Genomic DNA, 21,827 nt, shown 5'->3' with positions numbered 1-21,827 from the left:
GACGACCGGCGTTCCGCTCCGGACACGACGAACGGCTTTTCTCTCCGGCCCCCCTCGAACCGGCTGTGACCCTCGACCCCGACGACGCCGTCGAGCGTGTCCACTCAGGAGGGGACGCCGCCGCCCCCGCGAGCACCGGCTACGACGGCGACCTCCACGTCCGCTACGAGGGCGACGACGACCCCGACAAGTGTACGGCGCGGAAACTGGCGCGGTTCGGTCTCGTCGACCTCCACCGCTCGGATCGGGCCGCGCCGTACGGCGTCGTCCTCAATCCGCACGCCGACCGGGCGCTCTCCCCCGCTGACGCCGCGGTGGGCCCGCTGGTGGCGCTCGATTGCTCGTGGGAGTCCGCGGGCCGAGCGCGCTTTTCCCTCCCGGGTGAACACCGCGCGCTCCCCTACCTCGTGGCGGCGAACCCGGTCAACTTCGGCCGCCCGATGCAGCTGACGACGGTCGAGGCGCTCGCGGCCGCGCTCGCCATCTTCGGCCGGCGCGACCGCGCCGAGGGGTTGCTCTCGAAGTTCACGTGGGGGCACACCTTCCTGGAACTGAACGAGGAACCGCTCCGGCGGTACGCCGACTGCGCGGACTCCTCGGAAGTCGTTTCCGTCCAGCAGGAATACCTCGATAGGGCCGAACGCGAGTGAGCGGCGCTACCTATTGAGCAGGCCGCCGACCGCGCCACCGATGGCGCTGTCGATCGCGAACAGCAACGTGAGGATGACTCCGGCGAGAAAGACGCCTACGCCCCCGAGAACGCTGCCCAGGGGACCGGCTGCGAGGCCGACCAACGCGCCGAACGCCGCGGCGAGTATCGAGAGGACGATCCCGGAGATCGATCCCGCAATCAGCCCGTTCCACGCGCCGTTTCCGACGCCGCCGGCGAGGTAGCCCGCGACGAACCCGCCGATGAGGCCCGCGCCGACCTGCCCGACGATCGGAAGCGTGAGGCCGATCGCACCGACGACGAGCATCACGACGAAGCCGATGCCGACCGCACGCCAGTTCGTGTGCATACCGCTCGGTACGCCGGCGAGCGACAAAACGTCAGTGGGGGCGTCCCGAACGCCACTCGGTGTGACGAGACGCGGCGAGACGCGGCCGAACGGACGCGCTTTTACGGTTCGGCCGAGTAGACGAGCTAATATGATTTTCGAATCCCTCCCGACGACGCCGCGGTCGGAGGAACTTCTCGATAAGGCGTTCTCGCGGGCGGCTCGCGCGGGACGCGCGAAGTCCGGGCTGGAGGCCCAGCAGTCGATGCTGCAGACCGCCTCGTCGATCCTCTCGGACAACTTAGAGAACGTCGTCACGCAGTGGCCCGACTTCGGCGCGGTCGATCCGTTCTACTACGAGCTCGCCGACGCGATCGTCGACGTCGACGAACTCAGACAGAGCCTCTCGGAGGTGACGTGGGCGAGCCGACAGGTCGCCGAACTCCGCCGGGAGTACCAGCCGAAGCTCCGAAAGACAGACCCCGACACGGCGCGCAAGCACCGGAAACAGGCGTTCGCCCGGATGGCCTCCGTCGTCGAGGAGGTCGCCGATGACCTTGTCCGGATCGGCGAGGCCCGCGACGCGCTGAAGACCCTCCCCGACATCCGCCCGGACGAGCCCGCGATCGTCGTCGCCGGCTACCCCAACGTCGGCAAGTCGTCGTTCGTCAACGGCGTCACCCGCGCGCACAACGAGATCGCCCGCTACCCGTTCACGACGAAGGAGGTCTACGTCGGCCACTTCGATCGCGACCGAATCCGGTATCAGATCATCGACACGCCGGGGCTGCTCGACCGCCCCGAGGCGGATCGAAACGACATCGAGCGGCAGGCCGTCAGCGCGATCGAGCACCTCGCGGACGCGGTCGTGTTCGTCCTCGACGCCAGCGAGGCGTGCGGCTACCCGCTCGAGGCCCAACTGGAACTGCGCGACTCAGTCGCCGACCGCTTCCGCGAGCGCGACGTGCCCGTGCTCACGGTGAACAACAAAAGCGACCGGTCGCGGGACGTGGAGGCCGACCTGCACATGAGCGTCGAGACGGGCGAGGGCGTCGACGCCGTCCTCGACGCCGCCGTCGAGGCGGTCGGCTGGGTGCCGGATATTCCGCCGTCGCGGCGGGAGTGATCGGGACGCGGTCCGCAGCCGATTTTGGCAGTTTGACGGTCGGCGTCCGGTTCGCGGACTGTTCCGCACGGCTCGAAGCCGGTCGGCCTCTCGCCGATCACCGAACGTTGATGTAGGTGCCTTTACAACTATTCCTCGTCTGATCACACGCGCTGTTTGACGGAGAAACGGACGTTGTGTGTGACCGAGAAACGGGCGTAATAGAATACGTACACGCGCTACGATAATGCTTCCCAGTGACCGATGATCGATCCTTCCGTCACCCCACTCTCCGAACTCGTCTTGCGGCTCCTCGTGGCGTTCGGGCTAGGGGCGCTCATCGGCCTCGAACGCGAGCGGAGCGAATCCGGCGGGAGCTTCGCCGGGAGCCGAACGTTCCCGCTGTTCGCGCTCTACGGCGCGCTCGTCTTCGCGTTTTTCCGCGACGCGTTTCCCCTCGCGTTCGCGGTGCTCGTCCTTCCACTGACGGTCGCGTACGCCGGCAAGGTCTGGTACGAACGGGATCTCGGACTGACGACGCTCGCCGCGGCGCTGCTCACGACGCTTCTGGGGGCGATGGTGATGCACTCCGACCGCGGCGCGACGATCGCCGTCGTCGTCGGCGGTGCGATCACGGTGCTTCTCTCGGTGAAGGATCCGATCCACGAGTTTGCCGACCGGATCGAAGAAAGCGAGCAGCGAGCGTCGGCGAAGTTCATCCTGATCGTGCTCGTCGTGCTGCCGTCGCTTCCGAACCGGCCGGTAGACGCCATCTACGGCCTTAACCCCCGGTTCGTCTGGCTGATGGTCGTCTTCGTCACCGGTCTCGGCTTCGTCGCGTACCTGCTCGGACGCGTCCTCGGCCCCGAACGCGGTATCGCGCTCACTGGGATTGTCGGCGGCTTCGTCTCTTCGACCGCGACGACGGTGTCGATGGCCGGCAAGACCGCGCAGAACGAGACGCTGTATCGCATCTGCGCGTTCGCCGTCGTCACCGCGTCGATCGTGATGTTCCCGCGGGCGCTCGTGGAGGTCTCGGTCGTCAACCCCGCTTTGCTCCCGCGCGTCGCGCTGCCGCTCGGGGTGATGACCGCGGTCGGGACCGTCGCGGCGGCGCTCCTCTACTGGCGAACGGCCGCCGGGGAGACGGTCGAGGCCGACGAGCTGAAGAACCCGTTTCGGCTGCGCCCGGCGCTCGCCTTCGGCGCGGTCTTCGCGGTCGTCCTCCTCGTCTCGGAGTACGCGAACCAGTGGTTCGGCACCTCTGGCGTGTACGCCACCGCGTTCGTCTCGGGGCTCGCAGACGTCGACGCGATGACGATCACGCTGAGCAGGCTCGCCGCCGAGGGGACCGTCTCGCCGTCGGTCGCGACGACGGGAATCGTCATCGCGGCCATCGCGAACACCCTCGTCAAGGCCGCGCTGGCGATGTTCCTCGGCACCTACCGCCTCGGCCGGCTCGTCGCGCTCGTCCTCGGCGTCGTCGTGCTGAGCGGCGTGGCGGTACTCGCGCTCACCGTGTGATACGGGCGTCGAGTCGGCGAGCGGAGGCCTACTCTGCGGCGGTGTACGTCACGTCGACGTTCGCGGTGACGGTCACCGATCCGGCGTCGAACTCGGTGGGCACGCCGCCGCTGTCGGCGGCGGTCTCCCGCATCTCGTATACGGGCGCGTTCCCGCCGCTCGTCGACGCTGATTGGACGCCGGTCACGGTCAGCCCGGCCGAGGACGCGATCGCGTCGGCGTCGCTCCGCGCGGCGTTCATCGCGCGATCGAGCGCCCGCTCGCGGAGTTCTGCCCGGGTGTCGTCGCTCAGCGTGAACGTCACGCCGTGGACCTCGCTGGCGCCGTTGCCGATGGCGGTGTCGACGACGGTTCCGGCGGCGTCTGGCGTGGTCTCGATCCGGTAGGCGTGGACTGCCTCGTAGCCGACGATCTCGCGCTCGCCGGCCTCGCGGTCGACGTTCGTGATCGGTCTCACGCGGTAGGAGGACGTCGTCACCGACTCGTCGTTGACGCCGGCCTCGCGGAGCGCCTCCCGCATCCGCGTCGCGTCGGCGGCGACGGCCTCGCGGGCCGCTTCGGCGCCATCTGCGCGAGCCGTGACGGCGACGTCGACGACGGCCCGGTCGGCGTCGGTCGAGACCTCGCCGGTCCCGCTCGTCGAGATCGTCCGCTCGGCGTCTGTGAGGGAGTCGCTACCGTTCGTCGTCTGGAGGGGGGCGCTGCATCCCGCGAGCAGCACGAGCGCCGCGACGGCGACCGTTCCGATAGTGAATCGACGGACCATACATCTCCCTTCGTCGGGTGAGCTATTGAACGCGCGCTTGACGAAAGGGGTTCTTTGAGCCTCGCTCGATCGCTCGGCACCGACTACGTTGCCATCCAATCAGGACCGATTAAGTCGCCGCCCGATCGACGCCGATGTACCGGATCTCGACGCGGACGTCCCCCGATCCGAACGGGCCGATGGGGTCGGGCGAGAGCGCCGAGACGCGGTCGCGTATCGGGGTGGCGACGCGCGGCGGCGACGAGGTCGGCGGGTAGCCGACGGTGACGACGACCGTCCGCGGCGTCTGCATCGGGAACCCCTGATAGGTCACGTCGATATCCAGAAGCGTCACGTCCGGCGGGAGTTCGGCCTCGATCGCCGCGGTCGCGTCCCGCTCGAAGTCGGCGGTCCGGTACGAACTGTACGTGAACGCCCCGAGCATCCCGGTGAGAAGCAGGAGTATCACCGAGAGGACGGCGATCCGCTGTACCGTCACCGACCGCGCCTCCTCCTCGCGGAACCACAGCTTCGGGCGGTAGCCCATCCGCCAGAGAACGACGAGCGCGACGAGGTTGATCGCGAGGATGTTCACGAGGACGAGCACCGCCGACCCGACGACCGTCTGGGGTTCGCCCCACGCGATCCCGATACCGACGACCGCCGTCGGCGGGACGAGCGCCGCGGCGATCATCACGCCGACGAGCGCGGAGGAGACGCCCGAGGCCAGCGAGACGGCCCCCGCCGCGCCCGCGCCGAGAGCGATAACGAGCGACAGGACGTCAGGGGCGAGCCGCTCTCGCACCTCGCCGATCGCGAATACCTCGTCGGCGGTCAGCGGGACGATGTTGGTCGCCCGGACCGAGAACGCGAAGACCGCGGCCGCGGCGATCGCCAGCAGGCCGCCCAGCGCTTGGAGTTTGAGCCCTCGGACCGCGAGTTCGTCGTCGTCGATGACGGTTCCGACGCTCGCGGCCATCGCCGGCCCGATGAGCGGCGCGATGACCATCGACCCGACGACGACCGCGGGCGAGTCCAAGAGCAGCCCGGCAGTCGCGACGACGGCGCTGACCGCCGTCATCAGCACGTACGGTCGGACTGTCGGCGACATATCCTCCGCGCGGGCGATGAGCTCCTCGCGGGCGATGCGGTTGCCGTTGTTGTTCTCCCCCTCGTCCGATTCGTAGCGCTCTTCGAGCGCCTCGAACTTCTCGGAGACGACGGTCTCTGCCTGTACGACGACGGTGTACGCGTTCCGTTCGATGCCGACGCCGCGGAGGCGGTCCAAGACCGGCTCGACCGCCGCCGTCGGGAGCGGGAACGTCACGACCGCGGTGTACTCCCGGCTGCTGGTCTCGTCTGAGACGGCGTACCCGACGCCCTCGTCGTCGAGGGCGTCGAGAACGGCCTCGCGCTTTCCGGTCGGGACCATCACCTGTACGAGTCGCACACCGGGTTCTCACGCCCGCCCGACAAGAATCCGACGGGTCGCGAGCCGGGCGGCGCCGACTGTCGGTGGGCCCCTCCGGCGCGGTTTCGGGGGCGCCCAAACCCTGATACCACCCCGACGCGAAAAACTACCGATGCGGCGCGTCTCGGTGGCGAATCTGCTGACGCCGTTCGAGAACGGTCCGAGAGCGGTCCTCGACCAGCTCCGGTCGCTGCCGGCTCCGATCACGGACTTCCTCTCGATCGCGGTGTGTGCGGTGTACGCGGTCCAAGCCGTTCAAACGGTCGTGTGGGGGACGTCGTCGGTGTTCGTGACGACGAACTACGTGTACCTCCGCGCGCCGTGGCTCGCGTGGCCGCTCTCGCCGCTGCTGCACGGCGGCCTCGAGCACGTCGTCCCCAACGTCCTCACGCTCGTTGCCTTCGGTCGAATAGCCGAATCACACCTCTCGGCCCGCCGGTTCGCGGTGATGGCCGCGCTCGCCGCGGCCGGGTCGATCGCGGCGCTCGCGTGGTGGAGCGCCGCGTTCGACTCCGATCCCCACGTCGCCGTGTACGGGATCAGCGGTGTGGTCTTCGCCGCGGGCGGGTTCGCCGTCGTTCACCTCCCGACACACGGCCGCGCGACCGACGCGGAACTGCTCGCGGTCCTCTTCGGCGTCTGTGCGGTCGCGCTGGTCGCCGGCGAAGCCCTCATCGCCCTGTCGTTCACGTCGCCGGCGACCGTGAACGTCGGCCACGCGGTGGGCCTGCTCGTCGGCGTCGCGACGGGGCTGCGCGGCGGCGAGCACTGCAGCCTCGACCGCGCGCCCCGCTCGAACGCGGGACGCCGCGAGTAGGGAGACGGCGCGGGTCTTTCGAGAACACGTCGAACAGTCAACCAGTAGATTGACTGTCGCGCATCCGAAAAAGAGCACAGTTAAAGTCAAGCGTGTCTTTCTCGTTTCTCTCTTGGTCGCCGGTCTCGTGCTCTCTGCGGCCGTCTTCGTCGGGTTTCAGGAGTACAAAGGCACGCTCTACGCCAACGAACAGGAGCGGGTCGACCACACGGCCGAACACGTCGGCTCGGAGCTGGCCAGTCAGCTCGATTCGCTCGAGCGGACGGTGTCAGTCGCGGCGGTGAATCCGGACGTCGCCGCGCACGGGAGCAGCGCGCAGCGGCGGGCGTTAGAGGCGTTCCTCGAGCGGACCGAGTTCGCCGGCGTCTCGGTGATCGCCGCGAACGGGACGATGACGAACATCGTCTCGGACGTCTCCGCCGAGCGGCGGGCGGAACTGATCGGCTCGGACTTCGGAGACCGGACGTACTTCCAGCGGGCGGTGAACGGCACGACGTACGTCAGCGAGCCGGTCGAGGCCGAGTCGGGTAATCACATCATCACGATCAGCGCCCCGATCTACCGCGACGGCCGCGTCGTCGGGACGCTGAACGCCGCCTTCCACCTCTCGGAGGGCGAGTTCTTCGAGCGGTTCGCGACCACCGTCGAAGGCGACCAACGGCTGACGCTCTACGCGCAGGACCGCACGCCGATCTACGCGACTGGGCCCGCCGTCGAGCCAGCGTTCGTCCGGAACGTCTCCGTCGAGGGGACCGGCTGGACGGTCAGCGTGCGACAGAGTTCCGACTCCGTCTCGTCGACGGTCCAGACCGTCACGGTCGCGCAGGCCGGATCGATCGCGGCCGTGCTCGCCGGGCTCTTCGGCTTCGGCTGGTGGATCTACCGGCGGAGCGTCACGCAGATCGGTCGCCTGCTGCGCGGCTTCCGGGCGCTCGAAGACGAGCAGTACGGCGCGGAACTCCGCCTCGACGACACCGAGGAGTGGCGGCAGGTCGAGGACGGATTCAACCGCCTGAGCCGGACGCTCGAGCGGTCCCGAGCCGAGCGGCAGCGGCGCGAAGCGGAGCTCAGACGCGAGCGCGACCGGTTCGAGGCACTCTTCGACGGTATCCCGGAGCCGGTCGTCGCCGTCGGGCTCACCGACGGCGACCCGGTCCTGCGCGACGCCAACGCGGCGTTCGAGACGACCTTCGGCTACGACGTCGACGCGGTGGTCGGCGAGGATCTCAACGACCTCCTGCTGCCGGAGGACGAACAGGCCGCGGCCGAGGCCGAAGAGATAGACGCGCGGGCCGCGGCGGGCGAACAGGTCACGGCACAGGTGCGTCGGCGGGCGGCCGACGGCGTCCGCGAGTTCCTCTTTCGGTCGGCGCCGGTCGAGCACGACGGGGACACCACCCACCAGTTCGGCGTCTACATCGACATCACCGACCGGAACCGGTACGAAGCGCGGTTGAGAGAACAGCGCGACAACCTCGATACGCTGCATCAGGTGGTCCGCCACGACATCCGCAACGACCTGCAGCTGGTGACCGCCTACGCCGACCTCCTCGCGGAGCGTCTCGAAGCCATAGCCGAGGAGTGTGACTCCCCTGAGACGGACTCGGGGGCGGACGCCATCGACGAGGCGCAGACGTACCTCCGGACTGTCAGAGACAGCGCAGACCACGCGGTCGAACTCACGAAGACGGCCCGGGACATGGCGAAGGTGATGCTCACCGTCGAGCGCGAGCGCCAGCCGGTCGGCCTCCGCGAAACGCTCGAGAGCGAGCTCGAGAGCGTCGACTCGGAGGCGCCCAGTGCCGTCGTCACCGTCGACGGCTCGATCCCCACAGTGCGGGTCCTCGCCGACGAGATCCTCGGATCGGTGTTCCGAAACCTCCTGACGAACGCCGTCCGCCACAACGACAAGGACGTCCCCGAGGTGACCGTTTCGGCGACGGCCGACGAGACGCGCGGGACCGTCCGGGTCCGCGTCGCCGACAACGGGCCGGGCGTGCCGGACGACCGGAAAGAAGAGATCTTCGGAAAGGGCGAAAAGGGGCTCGAAAGCAGCGGAACGGGACTCGGGCTGTACCTCGTGCAGACGCTCGTCGACTCCTACGGCGGCGACGTCTGGGTCGAGGACAGACCGCCCCAACGCGACGCTGCCGATCGGGCGGCCGGCGGCGACGTCGAGGGCGCGGTGTTCGTCGTCGAACTCCGACTCGCCGACGAGGAGTAGAATTATGATGGATCACTTCCTTCGTCCGCACGATGGAGGACAGCGAGTACGACGAACTCACCTCGTCGTTGACGCCGCACGAGTCGGCGGGCGGGGTGACGACGTATCGGAACACCGTGAGTATCGCCTGTCCCGCGTGCGGTGACCCGTTCGACGATCTGGTCATCTGCGAGGACGAGTACAACAGCTTAGAACTCAGTATGCTGCTCGATATCTGCGTCACGACGCACGAAGACGAGGTTCTGCTCTTCACGCACAAGCAGTGACGCGGTCCCGGCGGGTCGCGCCGCCCGGCGAGACCCGTCTGTGCCGGTCGAGTGCTGCACCGGTCGCCCGCTGCGCCGGTCACCCACTCATCGGTCGCCCGCTGCGCCGGTCACCCACTCACCGGTCGCCCGCTACACCGGTCGCCCGCTACACCGGTCGAGTGCCGCGCTTTTCGCCCGGCGGTCCGCGCGGATCGCTCGGCCGCGTTTCCCGACGCGTCCGTCCGCCCGACCGGTCAGTCCCCTCGCAGGTCGACTCGCTCCGGCGGCAACCCCGCCTCGTTGACGAGTTCGCCGTCCTCATCGAGGGTGACGACACCGCGGTTGTTGACCGCGTGCGGATCGAGGCTGACCTCTTCGAGGAACTGCTTGTACAGCCGCTCTGCGGTCTCGCCGTCCTTCTGCCGCTCGGAGGCGCGGTCACACAGCTCCACTAGGTCTTCGGGGACGTCGTTCTCGTGGACGATCCAGTGGTTGATCAGGTCCGACAGCCGCCGGATCGGCGAGGTGAAGTGCCCGTAGATGTCGAAGTTCAGCGCGTAGTGGCCGCCGAAGGGGTCGTTCATGTACTTCGCGCGGGGCATCACCTTCAACACGGCCCGCTGGATCTTGCCGAGCGCTCGGGAGTCGGAGTTCTCGAGGGCGTCGTTGACGGCCTTCCGGGGGTCGTCCCACGATGCGCCGGAGATGTTCACGCCGTTGAGCTCTGTGATCTCCCGCAGTGCCTCGTCCCACTGATCGGGTGTCGGCTGCGGGTGGACGCGGTACATCGCCTCGACACCACGGTTCCACATCAGCTCGTGCGTGACGGCCTTGTTGGCTTTCAGCATACACTCCTCGATGATCGTGTGCGCGCGATCGCGGCTCGGGTTCAACACGAGCGAGCCGTCCTCCTTGCGCTGTTCGTGGAGTTGGTCCGCGAGTTCGTAGACAAGGGCGTTCTCCTCGTGCAGCGGCGCCTCGGGGTCCTCGAGCCGGTTCTCACACTGCGTGTAGGTCAGCCGCTCGTCGGAGTGGATGACGGACTTGTAGATGTCGACCGTCTCGAACGAGAGCGTGTCCTTTTTGATCTCCATTTCCACCGTATGGGCCAGCCGGTCCTCCTCGGGGACGAGAGAGCAGACGGTCTCCGCGAGGACCGACGGGAGCATATGGACCGTATAGCCCGGCAGGTACACGGTGTTGCCGCGCTCGACCGCCTCCGCCCACATCTCGGAGTCGGGGTGGACGTAGTGTGACACGTCCGCGATGTGGACCCACAGCGTGTACGTTTCCTCGTTCTCGCGGATGCTGAGCGCGTCGTCGAAGTCCTGCGCGTCGATCGGGTCCGTCGTCCACGTCGTCAGGTCGCGGAGATCCCGTCGGTGGTCGAGTTCGTCTTCGATCTCCGCTTGGACCCCCTCCGTCCGGGATTTCGCCTCCGAGATCACCGCGGGCGGGAACCGGTCGCGGACGCCGAACTCCTCGAAGAGCTCCTCGCGCTTTTCGGCTAACTGCCGGGCGACGTCGATAGAGATCTCGACGGGGCCCTGCCCCTCGGCCGTCCCGGCCTGCGACTGCGCGTCGTTGGTCATACCGGGACGTACTGGCGAGAGGTAGTTAGTGATGTCGCACGAGGGAGCGCGTCGCGTTCGTCGGTCCAAAGCGGTATCGGTTTACTCCCGCCGCGTCGAATCTCCCTCGTGTCTCGTCTTCGCGTGCCCCCGGAGGTACGCCGCGGAATCCGCGACGTCGCGCCCATCCTGCTCGGGGTCGCCCCGTTCGGTCTCGTCGCGGGAGCGGCCGCCGTCGACGCGGGGCTGACGCCGCTGCAGGCCGTCGGTCTCTCGGTCGTCGTCTTCGCCGGGGCCTCACAGCTGGCCGCCATCGAACTCCTCGGGAGCAACGCCCCACTCGCCGTCGTCGTGCTCACGGGGATCGTGATCAACCTCCGGATGATGATGTACTCCGCGTCGATCGCGCCGCACTTCCGCTCGCTCCGCTCCCGCTGGAAGGCGTTCTGCGCGTACGTCCTGACTGACCAGGCCTACGCGCTCTCGATCGCGCGCTACGCCGACGCGACGGCCGAACTCGATCCGGTCGAGCGGCGGCGGTACTACGTCGGCGTCGCCGGCACGATGTGGGTCGTCTGGCAGTGCTGCACCCTGCTCGGGATCGTCGTCGGCGCGCGCGTCCCCGAGTCGTGGGGGCTGGCCTTCGCCGTCCCGCTCGTGTTCTTGAGCCTTCTGGTCCCCGCGGTCTCGTCGCGGCCGAAACTGGTCGCGGCGGTCGTCGGCGGAAGCGTCGCGGTCGCCGGCGAGGTGTTCGCCGTGCCGCTCGATCTGGGGCTCATCGCTGGTGGGCTCGCGGGCGTCGTCGCCGGCGTGATCGCCGACGAGCGGCTCTCAGGCTCCGTAAAGCCGGATACCGGAGGTGACCACTGATGCCGACCGATTACGGGGCGCTCGCGATCTGGGGCGCGGTCGTCGCCCTCGGCGTCGCCACGTTCGGGATCCGCGCGTCGTTCATCTACCTCTTCAGCCGCGTCGACGACGTCCCCTCGCGGGCGACGCGCGCGCTCCAGTTCGTCCCGCCGGCGGTTTTCGCCGCGCTCGCGGTTCCGGCGATCGTCGCGCCCGAGGGATCGGTCGCGCTCGTCGGCAACGAGCGACTCCTCGCGGGGATCGTCGCGGGCGCGGTCGCGTGGTACGTCGACGATATGTTCGCGACGATCCTCGCCGGGATGGCCGCGCTGTGGCTGGTCAGGTTCGGGACCTGACGGCCCGATGCCGACGTCCCGCTGGAGTCGGAGGCGTTCACAGGCGTCGCGCCCGCGGTGTGGAGCGCACTCAGGGACAGCGGTTTCTCCCGCGAACGGGTGTACCTTTAATTCACCCCGGCGACTGGTAGCGCTATGGAGTGGCGGGACGCGGAGACGGACTTCGAGAGCGAGGTTCTCGGCGACACGACGCTGTCGCGGATGTTCGAGGCGACCGCGGCGCGGAACGCGGACGCTGTCGCCCAGCAGTACAAAGGCGGTATCTACGACCGGTCGCTGGTCGCCTCGGACGTCGTCGCGGCCGCTGCGGACGGGGAATACGCCGACCTGACGTACGCCGAGATGCGCGGCGTCGTCCGCGCGCTCGCCGCCGGCTTCCGCGATATCGGCGTCGGCGCGGGCGACCGCGTCGGGATCTTCGCACAGACCCGGATGGAGTGGGCGCAGACCGACTTCGCGCTCCTCGCCGCCGGCGGCGTCGTCACGACCGTCTACACCTCCTCGTCGCGGTCGCAGGTGCGATATCTCCTCTCGGACCCCGGCGCGAGCGGCGTCGTCGTCGAGAACGCCGAGCTGCTCTCGCGGGTGCTGGCCGTCGAAGAGGAGCTGGACCTCGAGTTCATCGCCGTGATCGACGAGCTCCCCGACGGCAGCGGGATGGCCGGTGCGGTCCGCGACCGCGACGACGTCTACACGCTCGGGGAGATACACGACCGCGGCGCCGACGCGTTCGAGGAAGAGCGATACGAGTCGTGGCTCGACGCGCGCGACCCCGGCGACCTCGCCTCGCTGATCTACACCTCCGGGACCACCGGTCAGCCGAAGGGCGTCGAACTCACCCACCGGAACTTCCGGTCGAACGTCAACGCGTGTTACCGTCGGTTCGGTCCCCGCCCGGACAAGTCGGTACCGGTCATCGACAGCGGCGCGACCGCGCTCTCGTTCCTGCCGCTGGCGCACGTCTTCGAGCGGCTCGCCGGTCACTTCCTGTTTTTCGCCGCCGGCGCGACCGTCGCGTACGCCGAGGACCCCGACACGCTCCGGGAGGACTTCGGGACCGTCCGGCCGACGATCGGGACGAGCGTCCCGCGCGTCTACGAGAAGCTCTACGACGCGATCCGCGCGGAGGCCTCGGAGTCCCCGCTGAAACGCCGGATCTTCGAGTGGGCCGTCGGAGTCGGGCGGGCGTATCACGCTACCCACGATCCGGGGCGAGTGCTGTCCGCGAAACACCGCCTCGCGGACCGCCTCGTCTTCGCACAGGTCCGCGAGGCCCTCGGCGGGCGCGTGGACTTCTTCATCAGCGGCGGCGGCAGCCTCTCGCCGGAGCTGTGTCGGCTGTACCACGCGATGGGGCTGCCGATTCTCGAGGGGTACGGGCTCACGGAGACGTCCCCGGTCGTCTCTGTCAACCCCCCGGAGGAGCCGAAAGTCGGGACGATCGGACCGCCGTTGCCGGGCGTCGACGTTCGGCTGGATCGGGGCATCGTCGACAACGGGAGCGGGGGAGTTGACGACTCGGTGGCGGGCGCCGCGGACGGAGACAGCTCGGCCGAGGGGACGAACGCGACCGAGGGCGGCGTCGGCGAACTGCTCGTCCGGGGGTCGAACGTCTCGGCCGGCTACTGGAACCGACCGGACGAGACCGCCGCGGCGTTCACCGACGACGGCTGGTTCCGGACCGGCGACATCGTCGAACTGCGGCCGGACGGCTACATCGCGTTCCGCGAGCGGGCGAAGCAGCTCCTCGTCCTCTCGACGGGGAAGAACGTCGCCCCCGGTCCGATCGAGGACGCCTTCGCGGCGAGCCCCGTGATCGAGCAGTGCGTCGTCGTCGGCGACGGCCGGAAGTTCGTCTCGGCGCTCTTCGTCCCGAACTTCGAGGGACTTCGCGCGTGGGCCGACGCCGAGGGGATCGATCTCCCGGACGACCGCGGGGCGATCTGCGGCGACGATCGGGTGCGCGAGCGGGTCGACCGTGAGGTCGACGCCGTAAACGAACAGTTCGAGTCCTACGAGCGGATCAAGCAGTACCGGCTGCTCACAGAGGAGTTCTCCGCGGACACCGACACGCTGACTCCGACGATGAAGAAGAAGCGGCGGAACATCCTCGATCGCTACGCCGATCAGATCGAGATGCTGTACGAGTGATCGGAGCGGCGCTCGTTCGAGCCTCCCGCGCGGTATCGACAGCCACTGCCGCGCCCCGCCGAGTGCTGTACTTTTATACTATCTCGCTCTCTCAATACGAGAGAATGGAGGTTCGATAGTGGCGGCGCCCAGTGGACCGAGCCTTCTCCCCCTCGTCGCCGCGATCATCGGGATCGGCGTGATCGCACAGATACTCGCAGACCGGTTTCAAGTGCCGAGCGTGGTGTTCCTCATCGTCGCCGGCGTCCTCCTCGGTCCGGAGGTCTTCGGCGTGGTCGGTCCCGACTCCTTCGGCAACGCTCTGGGAGCGATCGTCGGGCTCTCGGTGGCGATCATCGTCTTCGAGGGGTCGTTTCACCTCCGCGTGGCAAAACTCCGGGAGGCACCGGCGGCCACGTTGAAACTGATCACCATCGGCGCCGCCATCGCCCTCTCGGGAACGGCCGCGGCGGTCCATTTCCTTCTAGAGGCGCCGTGGGACATCTCGTTCCTCATCGGCGCGCTCCTCGTCGCCACCGGTCCGACGGTCGTCACCCCGATCCTCGAAGTCGTCCCCGTTCGCGACCGGGTGGCCGCCGCACTGGAGACCGAGGGAATCGTCAACGACGTGACGGCGGCGATACTCGCGGTCGTGATATTTAACGCGATAAACCTCGGCGTCGACGATCCGCCGTCGCTCCTGACCCTTTTCGCCGAACGGCTCGGCGTCGGCATCCTCGTCGGCGGCCTCGTCGCGGGACTGCTGTTCTACGGCCTCCGATACGTCGACCTCTCACCGGGGAACGCGCCCCGTAACGCCCGGTTGCTCGTCCTCGCCGGGGCGCTCGTCGCCTACGGCGCGGCCGACACCATCGCGACCGAATCCGGGGTCGCCGCCGTCGCGACCGCGGGCATCCTCCTGGGGAACGCCGACGTCCCGTACGAAGACGAGATCTCGGCGTTCAAAGGCGACGTGACCCTCGTCGTCCTCTCGTTCGTCTTCATCGCGCTGGCGGCGCTGCTGCGGTTCGACATCCTCCGGGCGATCGGGCTCCGCGGACTCCTGGTCGCGGGCATCGTGGCGCTCGTTCTCCGACCAGCACTCGTGTTCATCTCAGCGACGGGCGACCGATTCACGTCGGGCGAGAAGTGGTTTATGAGCTTCGTCGGCCCGCGGGGGATCATCCCGGCGTCCGTCGCGACGCTCTTCGCCATCGGGCTTCGGGACGTGGGACGGACCGCCTCGGCGGACCTCCTCGTCGGGACGGTCTTTCTCGTCATCCTCGTCACCGTCGTCCTCGAAGGCGGGTTCGCCCGACAGATCGCCGAACACCTCGACATCATACCAATGCGCGTACTCATCATCGGAGGCGGTCGGGTGGGCCGGACGCTCGCCGGGCGCCTCGAAGGCCGCGGAGAGAACGTAGTGCTCGTCGAAAAAGACCGGTCGGTCGTCGAAACGGCGCGGAACGCTGGGTTCACCGTCCACCACGGAAACGGAACCGACACGGAGGTGCTCCGGTCCGCCGGCGGGGAGAGCGCCCGGATCGTGGTCGGCGCCACCGGCGACGACGACGTGAACCTGCTCGTCTCACAGTTGGCGAAATCGAAGTTCGACCCCGAAACGGTGCTCGCGCGGGTGAACAACCCCGACAACGCCGAACCGTTCGAGGAACTCGGTGTCAGAGCGATCTCGGCGACGCTGGCGACGGCCCAGTCGATGGACAACTACATCGAACGGCCGTCGATGATGGACTGGATGAGCGAGATCGGCCACTCCGGCGACATCCAGGAGATCGAAGTCACCGCCGAGGAACTGATCGGACAGTCGATCCGCGATATCGGACCGCAACTCCCGGACGACTCGCTGATCGCGCTCGTCAGGCGAGAGGGAGAGACCCGCGTCCCGGACTCGGAGTTCACGCTCGAGCGGGGCGACCGGATCACGATCATCGGCGGGCGCGAGGAGGTCAGGGAGGCGATCCGGTTCGTCCACCCCGACAAGTGACCGGCCGCGAGCGGGTCGACTTCGGTTCTCGACGAAACGGGGCGACGCCTATCTCCGCACGAACTCGATCGCCTCTCCCTGCCCGAAGCCGACACAGAGCGTCGCGAGCCCGCGCTCGGCGTCTCGTTTTTCCATCTCGTGAAGTAGCGTCACGGGCAAGCGTGCACCGGATGCCCCGAGCGGGTGGCCGAGCGCGATCGCGCCGCCGTTGACGTTGTACCGCTCGGGATCGATCCCGAGCTCGCGGCGCGCGTAGACGCACTGGCTGGCGAACGCCTCGTTCAGTTCCACGAGGTCGTAGTCGTCGATGTCGGTCCCGGCGCGCTCCAGCAGCCCCCGCGTGGCCGGTACCGGCCCGATTCCCATCACCGTCGGATCGACGCCGGCGACCGCGTTGGTGCCGACCTCCGCGAGGACGTCGAGCCCGCGCTCCTCGGCGAACGCCCGAGAGGTGACGAGCGTCGCGGCCGCGCCGTCGGTCACCTGCGATGAGTTGCCGGCGGTGACGGTCCCGTCGCCGGTGAACGCCGGTGAGAGTTCCGAAAGCGCCTCGGTCGTGGTGTCGCGACGGATCCCCTCGTCCTCGGTGACTGGTCCGTCGGCCGTCTCGATCGGCACGATTTCGTCGTCGAAGCGCCCCGAGTCCGTCGCCTCGGCGGCCCGCCGATGCGACCGCAGGGCGTACTCGTCTTGGGCCCCCCGAGAGACGTCGTACTCCTCGGCGACCTTCTCGGCGGTCATCCCCATCTGGAGCTGAAAGACGTTGTAACGCTCCGAGAGCTCCGGGTGGAGGTGCTGATAGGAGTCGCCGTCCATCGGCACGCGACTCATGCTCTCGACGCCGCCGGCGACGACGCACTCGCGGTTCCCGGCGGCGACGGCGTCCGCGGCGGAGACGAGCGCCTGCATCGAGGAGGCACACCAACGGTTGATCGTCGTCGCCGGGGTGGTCTCGCCCAGCTCCGACAGCAGCGCGATGACCCGCGCGACGTTGTTGTCCTGCTCGCCGCGCTGTTGGGCAACGCCCCACAGCAGGTCCTCGACGTCGTCGCTTTCTACCCCGGTTTCCGCGAGGAGGTGGTCGATCAGCGAAACAGAGAGGTCCTCGCTTCGAACGTCCTCGAAGACGCCGCCGGCCTTCCCGAACGGCGTTCGGTACGCGGCGGCGATGACTGGCGTCGGCATACGCTACGTTGTGTCGCCCGGCGGCATAAAAGGGGCAGAACGCGCGGGGACGCGTCCGGAGTTGTGGGTGGTGAGGCAGGTTGTCCGCGGCGGGGGGACGCGCCCGTTCGAACACTCTCCCGCGGTCGACGGTCCCCCGGTCGACGGCGTCAGCGACGACGCCGCGTCAGTGCCCGCCCGACGCGAGGTGGAGGCCGACGATGCCGACGACGATCACCCCGATGAACCCGATGCGGGCGAGCGTGGCCGGTTCGTCGAAGAGGACGATCCCGAGCGACGCGGTCCCGACCGCCCCGATGCCCGTCCAGACCGCGTAGGCCGTCCCGATCGGGAGCTGTTTCACCGCCTGTGCCAAGAGCACCATGCTCACTACGAGGGCGACGACGGTTCCGAGCGTCGGGAGCGGCTCGGAGAGTCCATCGGAGTACTGGAGCCCGATCGCCCAGCCGACCTCGAACAGCCCCGCGACTAGCAGCACGTACCACGCTACGTTTCCTGTCATTTGTGTTGAATCCCGTGATCGTTCTCGCCGTTCGCTACCGCCTACAGGCCTATTACTGAGTCGAAACGCCGCCCTCACAGCGCCTTCGACCCGCCCGAGTAGATGCGCCGTCGACGAGCCGCCACCCGCGTTTCGACGCGCTTATGCGAGTAGGTCGGCAACGTCTCTGGGATGAGTAACCGGGCTCTCGAAGTTGTCGAATTTCTCCTCACGGCTCATCTCTACACCGAAAACCGTGATCTCGACGAGAACGACCTCCCGCCGCGGTACCGGCGCGTGTTCTGGACGGAACCGGATGACGGGGACGACGGCGACGACGGGGACAGCGACGGACCGAACGTGGTCGGCATCGAGCGGCCGCTCGTCGTTACCGACAGCGTCGCGCGGAAGGCGACCGGCGTCGAACACCCGTGGGAAACGATCTCGGATCTGCTCTTCACGCAGCGTGAGGAGTTCTCCGGGCGCATCTCGCTGACGCAGCCCGAGATGGCGATCGAGTGGTTCCTCGACCGCGCCGACCGCGAGCGACTGGTGACGAACCCGACGCTCGCGGCGGCCGTCGAGGACCGCGACGACACCGACGTCACGCGCGCGGAGGCGCTCGAACACACCCGCCCGATCCACGCCGACCGCGTCTGGATCGACAGCCTGCTGGAGGAGTACTTCGACGCCGAGGAGGACGCCGAGATGCTCGATCTCGTGCAGGTCCGCGCGCCCGAGGAGATCGAGATGACGCTCGAAGACCTCGTGTTGACGACGGATCAGGAGGGAGAGATCCACAAGCTGATGCAGGCGATCGAACACCGCGAGTACCTCGCGGAGATCGGTCTGCGGGAGATCGGCAAGATTCTCTTCGTCGGTCCGCCGGGAACGGGGAAGACCACCGTCTCGCGCGCGCTCGCACACGAACTCGGCCTGCCGTTCGTCGAGGTGAAGCTCTCGATGATCACGAGTCAGTACCTCGGCGAGACCGCGAAGAACGTCGAGAAGACCTTCGAGGTCGCCAAGCGGCTCTCGCCGTGTATCCTCTTCATCGACGAATTCGACTCCGTCGCGAAGACGCGCCGCTCCGACGAGCACGCGGCGCTGAAGCGCGCGGTCAACACCCTGCTGAAGAGCATCGACGACATCTCGCTGATCCGCGACGAGGTCATTCTCATCGGCGCGACCAACCACCCCGACCAGCTGGACGCGGCGGCGTGGCGGCGCTTCGACGAGATCGTGAACTTCCCGAAGCCCGACGGCCAGATGCGCGCGGACATCCTCCGCATCATCACCCGACGGATGGACATCGACGACTTCGATCCCGAGGCGGTGGCCGATCTGACCGAGGGCCTCACCGGCTCCGACCTCCGGATGGTCCTCCGCGAGGCGGTGTTGGAGGCGCTGACCGAAGACCGGATGACACTCACCCAAGAGGACATCGTCGACGCCGTCGAGGACTTCGAGGAACGGGACAACCTCAAGAACATGGACATGATGTCGGACGGCGAACAGCTCGTCGCGGGCGACGGCGGCGACGGCCACGACCACGGTCACGACCACGATCACTAGCGCAGCTGCGGCTACGCTGATACTGTCATAGGATTTTCACGTCATCGATCATTCGATCGCACGCAGCGGTGCGATCGAATGCGCAGCCAGTTGCAACCGCTACAATAGCTGTTCTCACGATATCGCGGACCGACGTGTCAGGAGACGACAAGCTCACCCGGTCCGCTTCGGCCACGCTTATCACCCGTCCGTTCCCTACCTCGGATAATGCGGGTCACTCTCCTCGGGACGGGCGATACGACCGGGACCCCGACCGTCGGGTGCGACTGCGACACCTGCGCCGAGGCTCGACGCCGCGGCGTCGAGCGCACGCGCTTTTCGGTCCACGTCGAGAACGAGCGCACCGGGGAGGCGCTGCTCGTCGACTTCAGCCCGGATTTCAGACAGCAGTTTCTGGGCAACGACGTCCCGCTCCCCGACGCGGGGATCGTCACGCACATCCACTTCGATCACCTCGACGGACTCGGCAACGCCTACCGCCTGTTCGACGACCTGCCCGTACACGCCGCCGACGAGACCGACCCGGTCACAGCCGAGAGCGTCGCGGGGACGATCGACCGCAAGTACGACTATCTGGACCGCGTTACCGTCCACCCCCAGACCCCGTTCGAGCCGTTCGAGATCTGCGGGCTGGAGGCGACGCTCGTCCCGGTCGATCACCCCCCGCTGGTCTGCTATGGGCTCTCGATCGAGGATCCCGTCACGGGCGCGAAGCTGTCGCTCTCGGGCGATACGAGCTACGACGTGTCCGCGGCGTCGCGTGCGGTGCTCGAGGGCCCCGACCTGTTTCTGGCGGACGCCATCGTCCCGGCGTCACTCAGCGAACACCACCCGCTGGGCGGGGCGCACTTCGACGACGCCGGCGTCCCCCGGACGTTCGGGCGGAAACACATGACCAGAGAGGGCGCACTCGACCTCGCCGCGGACCTGTCGGCGACGGAGACGCGACTCGTCCACACGGCGCACTTCTATCCGGCCGACGAGGCGTTCGAGGAGCCGCTGGCGATCGACGGCGAGACCTACGAGCTGTGAGGACCTCCCGCGGCTATCTCACTGTTCGTTCAGTCCCCCCGAGAGCAGGCGACCCGCTCCGGGCACCTGCGTGCTGAGATTGAGCCGATCGAGGATCTCGTAGGTGGTCGCCGTCGCCGCCGAGAACACCGGTAGCCCGAACTTGTCCTCCGCCGCCTGAATCGAGGCCAGCGAGGGCATCTGGACGCACGAGGAGAGGACGAGCGCGTCGGCGTTCTCGGTGTCGAGGCCCTCGGCGATGTTGAGCAGGTTCCGCTGGTCGAGCTGTGCGACCTCGAGGTTGTCGGGGCACTCGAGCGTCTCGTAGTCGATTACTTCGACCCCCGTGTCCTCGAAGTACTCGATGACGGTCTGTGTGAGTTCTTCCATATACGGTGCGATCAGCGCCACCTTCCGGGCTTCCAGGCGGTCGAGCGCTCGAACGAGAGCCCCCGCGCTCGTGACGACCGGCGCTTCCGCGTCGTTCTCGACGGTCCGCTGGTGGAGGGCGGATTCGCTCTCCTCGTGGTATCCCGGTCCCTGCGCCATGATACCGATGAGACAGGCGTAGGCGAGAACGTCACACCGCGCGTCCGAGAGCAGCGTCGCACAGTCCACCGACTGCTCGTCCATCCGCGCTAACTCCTCTTGGGTCACGCTCTGCATCCGCATCCGACTGGAGTGGAACGTGAACGATTCGGCGTAGTGATCCGGACGGGACTGTATCATCGCCGGAATCTCCGTCTCCATCGTGACGTTCGAGCTGGGGACGATCAGACCCACTCGGAAGTTCTCTTTCATAATTCGACAGTAAGTTGGCGTCCAGCGCATATGAGGATTCGGCCGATCACTGTGGCGTCGGTGAGAAGACGTGTGACCGCCTCGGAGGACGACGTCGCGCCGTGACCGAGGCCCTCGTCGCTATCCGAGCAGGTACTTCGCGGCGCGCGTCTCACCGAGGCCGGTCTTCTCGATGATCGCGTCGAGGCCGATGACGCGGCCGGCGCCCAAGACGCCCAGCGTGACGAACAGCAGCAGGCCCATCAGGTCGCCGTTGACCAGGCCGTGCGCCCAGTCGGCGTTCCCCAGGTAGAAGAACACCATCAGGACGCCGCCGAAGAAGCTCGCCAGTCGGACCAGCGCGCCGACGACGAGCCCGAGCCCGATGAGGGTCTCTCCGAGGGGGATCATCAGGTTCGTGAGCTCCAGCAGCCACGGTGTCTGGCCGGCCCAGACGAGGAAGCCTTGGATGGGGCTAGCAGCGGGGGCGTTAACGAGGTAGCCCTGCGCGCTGAACGGCTCGCCGGCGATGAAGGCGAACTTCGTCAGGCCCGCGTGGAGGAACCAGTAGCCGGTCACCACGCGGAGGACGGCCACCCAGTACCCCGCGAGGGTTCCTTGCAAGTCGAACTCGACGGGGTTTCCCAGGGTCGTGCGAGTGGATGTTGCCATCGTCGGTCACCTCACATCTACACGTCGAGTCGGAATTCCTGTATAAACTCAAGCCGCTTTTCAGATTCTCGGAAACT

The 21,827-nt window shown here is 67.9% G+C and carries 20 protein-coding genes; 12 read left to right on the top strand and 8 right to left on the bottom strand.

Annotation, left to right across the window (positions count from 1 at the left end):
- The first annotated feature begins 65 nt into the window (after positions 1-65).
- On the top strand, positions 66-650 hold the full coding sequence (locus tag ACT3HL_RS12355; RefSeq protein ID WP_445087142.1) for a DUF367 family protein: 585 nt from the start codon (positions 66-68) through the stop codon (positions 648-650).
- Positions 651-656: 6 nt separating this feature from the next.
- On the opposite strand, the gene ACT3HL_RS12350 is transcribed toward ACT3HL_RS12355, so the two are convergent.
- The gene (locus ACT3HL_RS12350; protein WP_445087141.1) at positions 657-1,019 is read right to left on the bottom strand and encodes a DUF5518 domain-containing protein; all 363 of its coding nucleotides are present in this window, start codon (positions 1,017-1,019) and stop codon (positions 657-659) included.
- 130 nt (positions 1,020-1,149) lie between these two features.
- On the opposite strand from ACT3HL_RS12350, the gene ACT3HL_RS12345 reads away from it, so the two are divergent.
- Together ACT3HL_RS12345 and ACT3HL_RS12340 are read left to right on the top strand one after the other, a co-directional pair.
- Positions 1,150-2,124 carry a GTPase gene (locus ACT3HL_RS12345; RefSeq protein ID WP_445087140.1) on the top strand — a complete coding sequence of 325 codons (975 nt, stop codon included), beginning with the start codon at positions 1,150-1,152 and terminating at the stop codon, positions 2,122-2,124.
- Positions 2,125-2,367: 243 nt separating this feature from the next.
- Positions 2,368-3,627 (top strand): DUF4010 domain-containing protein, encoded by a 1,260-nt coding sequence (locus ACT3HL_RS12340; protein WP_445087139.1) that lies wholly within the window; start codon positions 2,368-2,370, stop codon positions 3,625-3,627.
- A gap of 28 nt (positions 3,628-3,655) precedes the next feature.
- Here the strand turns inward: ACT3HL_RS12340 and ACT3HL_RS12335 are convergent, their stop codons facing one another.
- Positions 3,656-4,393, bottom strand: coding sequence for an SIMPL domain-containing protein (locus ACT3HL_RS12335; protein WP_445087138.1), 738 nt, complete (start codon positions 4,391-4,393; stop codon positions 3,656-3,658).
- Positions 4,394-4,502: 109 nt separating this feature from the next.
- Positions 4,503-5,822, bottom strand: a complete 1,320-nt coding sequence (locus ACT3HL_RS12330; RefSeq protein WP_445087137.1) for a TIGR00341 family protein — start codon at positions 5,820-5,822, stop codon at positions 4,503-4,505.
- A gap of 133 nt (positions 5,823-5,955) precedes the next feature.
- Here ACT3HL_RS12330 and ACT3HL_RS12325 point away from each other — a divergent pair, with 133 nt between their 5' ends.
- The 3 genes from ACT3HL_RS12325 to ACT3HL_RS12315 all read left to right on the top strand — a co-directional run bounded on the left by ACT3HL_RS12325 (position 5,956) and on the right by ACT3HL_RS12315 (position 9,150).
- Positions 5,956-6,660: a rhomboid family intramembrane serine protease gene (locus ACT3HL_RS12325; RefSeq protein WP_445087136.1), complete on the top strand. Its 705-nt coding sequence runs from the start codon at positions 5,956-5,958 to the stop codon at positions 6,658-6,660.
- Positions 6,661-6,772: 112 nt separating this feature from the next.
- Positions 6,773-8,884: an ATP-binding protein gene (locus ACT3HL_RS12320; RefSeq protein ID WP_445087135.1), complete on the top strand. Its 2,112-nt coding sequence runs from the start codon at positions 6,773-6,775 to the stop codon at positions 8,882-8,884.
- 32 nt (positions 8,885-8,916) lie between these two features.
- Positions 8,917-9,150: a DUF7385 family protein gene (locus tag ACT3HL_RS12315; RefSeq protein WP_445087134.1), complete on the top strand. Its 234-nt coding sequence runs from the start codon at positions 8,917-8,919 to the stop codon at positions 9,148-9,150.
- A 236-nt stretch (positions 9,151-9,386) separates the two neighbouring features.
- On the opposite strand, the gene ACT3HL_RS12310 is transcribed toward ACT3HL_RS12315, so the two are convergent.
- Positions 9,387-10,724 (bottom strand): RNB domain-containing ribonuclease, encoded by a 1,338-nt coding sequence (locus ACT3HL_RS12310; RefSeq protein ID WP_445087133.1) that lies wholly within the window; start codon positions 10,722-10,724, stop codon positions 9,387-9,389.
- A 108-nt stretch (positions 10,725-10,832) separates the two neighbouring features.
- On the opposite strand from ACT3HL_RS12310, the gene ACT3HL_RS12305 reads away from it, so the two are divergent.
- The 4 genes from ACT3HL_RS12305 (at position 10,833) to ACT3HL_RS12290 (ending at position 16,046) form a co-directional block, all read left to right on the top strand.
- Positions 10,833-11,573: an AzlC family ABC transporter permease gene (locus ACT3HL_RS12305; RefSeq protein WP_445087132.1), complete on the top strand. Its 741-nt coding sequence runs from the start codon at positions 10,833-10,835 to the stop codon at positions 11,571-11,573.
- Positions 11,573-11,908, top strand: a complete 336-nt coding sequence (locus ACT3HL_RS12300; protein ID WP_445087131.1) for an AzlD domain-containing protein — start codon at positions 11,573-11,575, stop codon at positions 11,906-11,908. The genes ACT3HL_RS12305 and ACT3HL_RS12300 overlap by 1 nt, the downstream gene beginning before the upstream one ends.
- Positions 11,909-12,043: 135 nt before the next feature.
- Positions 12,044-14,059: an AMP-binding protein gene (locus ACT3HL_RS12295; protein WP_445087130.1), complete on the top strand. Its 2,016-nt coding sequence runs from the start codon at positions 12,044-12,046 to the stop codon at positions 14,057-14,059.
- 118 nt (positions 14,060-14,177) lie between these two features.
- Positions 14,178-16,046, top strand: a complete 1,869-nt coding sequence (locus ACT3HL_RS12290) for a cation:proton antiporter domain-containing protein (RefSeq protein ID WP_445087129.1) — start codon at positions 14,178-14,180, stop codon at positions 16,044-16,046.
- A gap of 48 nt (positions 16,047-16,094) precedes the next feature.
- On the opposite strand, the gene ACT3HL_RS12285 is transcribed toward ACT3HL_RS12290, so the two are convergent.
- Positions 16,095-17,231 carry an acetyl-CoA C-acyltransferase gene (locus ACT3HL_RS12285; RefSeq protein ID WP_445087128.1) on the bottom strand — a complete coding sequence of 379 codons (1,137 nt, stop codon included), beginning with the start codon at positions 17,229-17,231 and terminating at the stop codon, positions 16,095-16,097.
- Positions 17,232-17,397: 166 nt separating this feature from the next.
- Positions 17,398-17,733 (bottom strand): quaternary ammonium compound efflux SMR transporter SugE, encoded by a 336-nt coding sequence (gene sugE, locus ACT3HL_RS12280; RefSeq protein WP_445087127.1) that lies wholly within the window; start codon positions 17,731-17,733, stop codon positions 17,398-17,400.
- Between the two features lie 171 nt (positions 17,734-17,904).
- Here sugE and ACT3HL_RS12275 point away from each other — a divergent pair, with 171 nt between their 5' ends.
- Together ACT3HL_RS12275 and ACT3HL_RS12270 are read left to right on the top strand one after the other, a co-directional pair.
- Positions 17,905-19,287 carry an AAA family ATPase gene (locus ACT3HL_RS12275; protein WP_445087126.1) on the top strand — a complete coding sequence of 461 codons (1,383 nt, stop codon included), beginning with the start codon at positions 17,905-17,907 and terminating at the stop codon, positions 19,285-19,287.
- 207 nt (positions 19,288-19,494) lie between these two features.
- Entirely contained in the window at positions 19,495-20,319 is an 825-nt protein-coding gene (locus tag ACT3HL_RS12270) for an MBL fold metallo-hydrolase (protein WP_445087125.1), read from the top strand.
- Between the two features lie 18 nt (positions 20,320-20,337).
- On the opposite strand, the gene ACT3HL_RS12265 is transcribed toward ACT3HL_RS12270, so the two are convergent.
- Both ACT3HL_RS12265 and ACT3HL_RS12260 read right to left on the bottom strand, forming a co-directional pair.
- Entirely contained in the window at positions 20,338-21,099 is a 762-nt protein-coding gene (locus tag ACT3HL_RS12265) for an aspartate racemase/maleate isomerase family protein (protein WP_445087124.1), read from the bottom strand.
- Between the two features lie 120 nt (positions 21,100-21,219).
- The gene (locus tag ACT3HL_RS12260) at positions 21,220-21,750 is read right to left on the bottom strand and encodes a quinol oxidase (protein WP_445087123.1); all 531 of its coding nucleotides are present in this window, start codon (positions 21,748-21,750) and stop codon (positions 21,220-21,222) included.
- Positions 21,751-21,827 lie beyond the last annotated feature (77 nt).

The sequence above is a fragment of the Halobellus sp. GM3 genome, from assembly GCF_052545375.1.
Note: the sequence above shows the minus strand (reverse complement) of the source record. Positions and strands in the feature narration are given on the sequence as shown.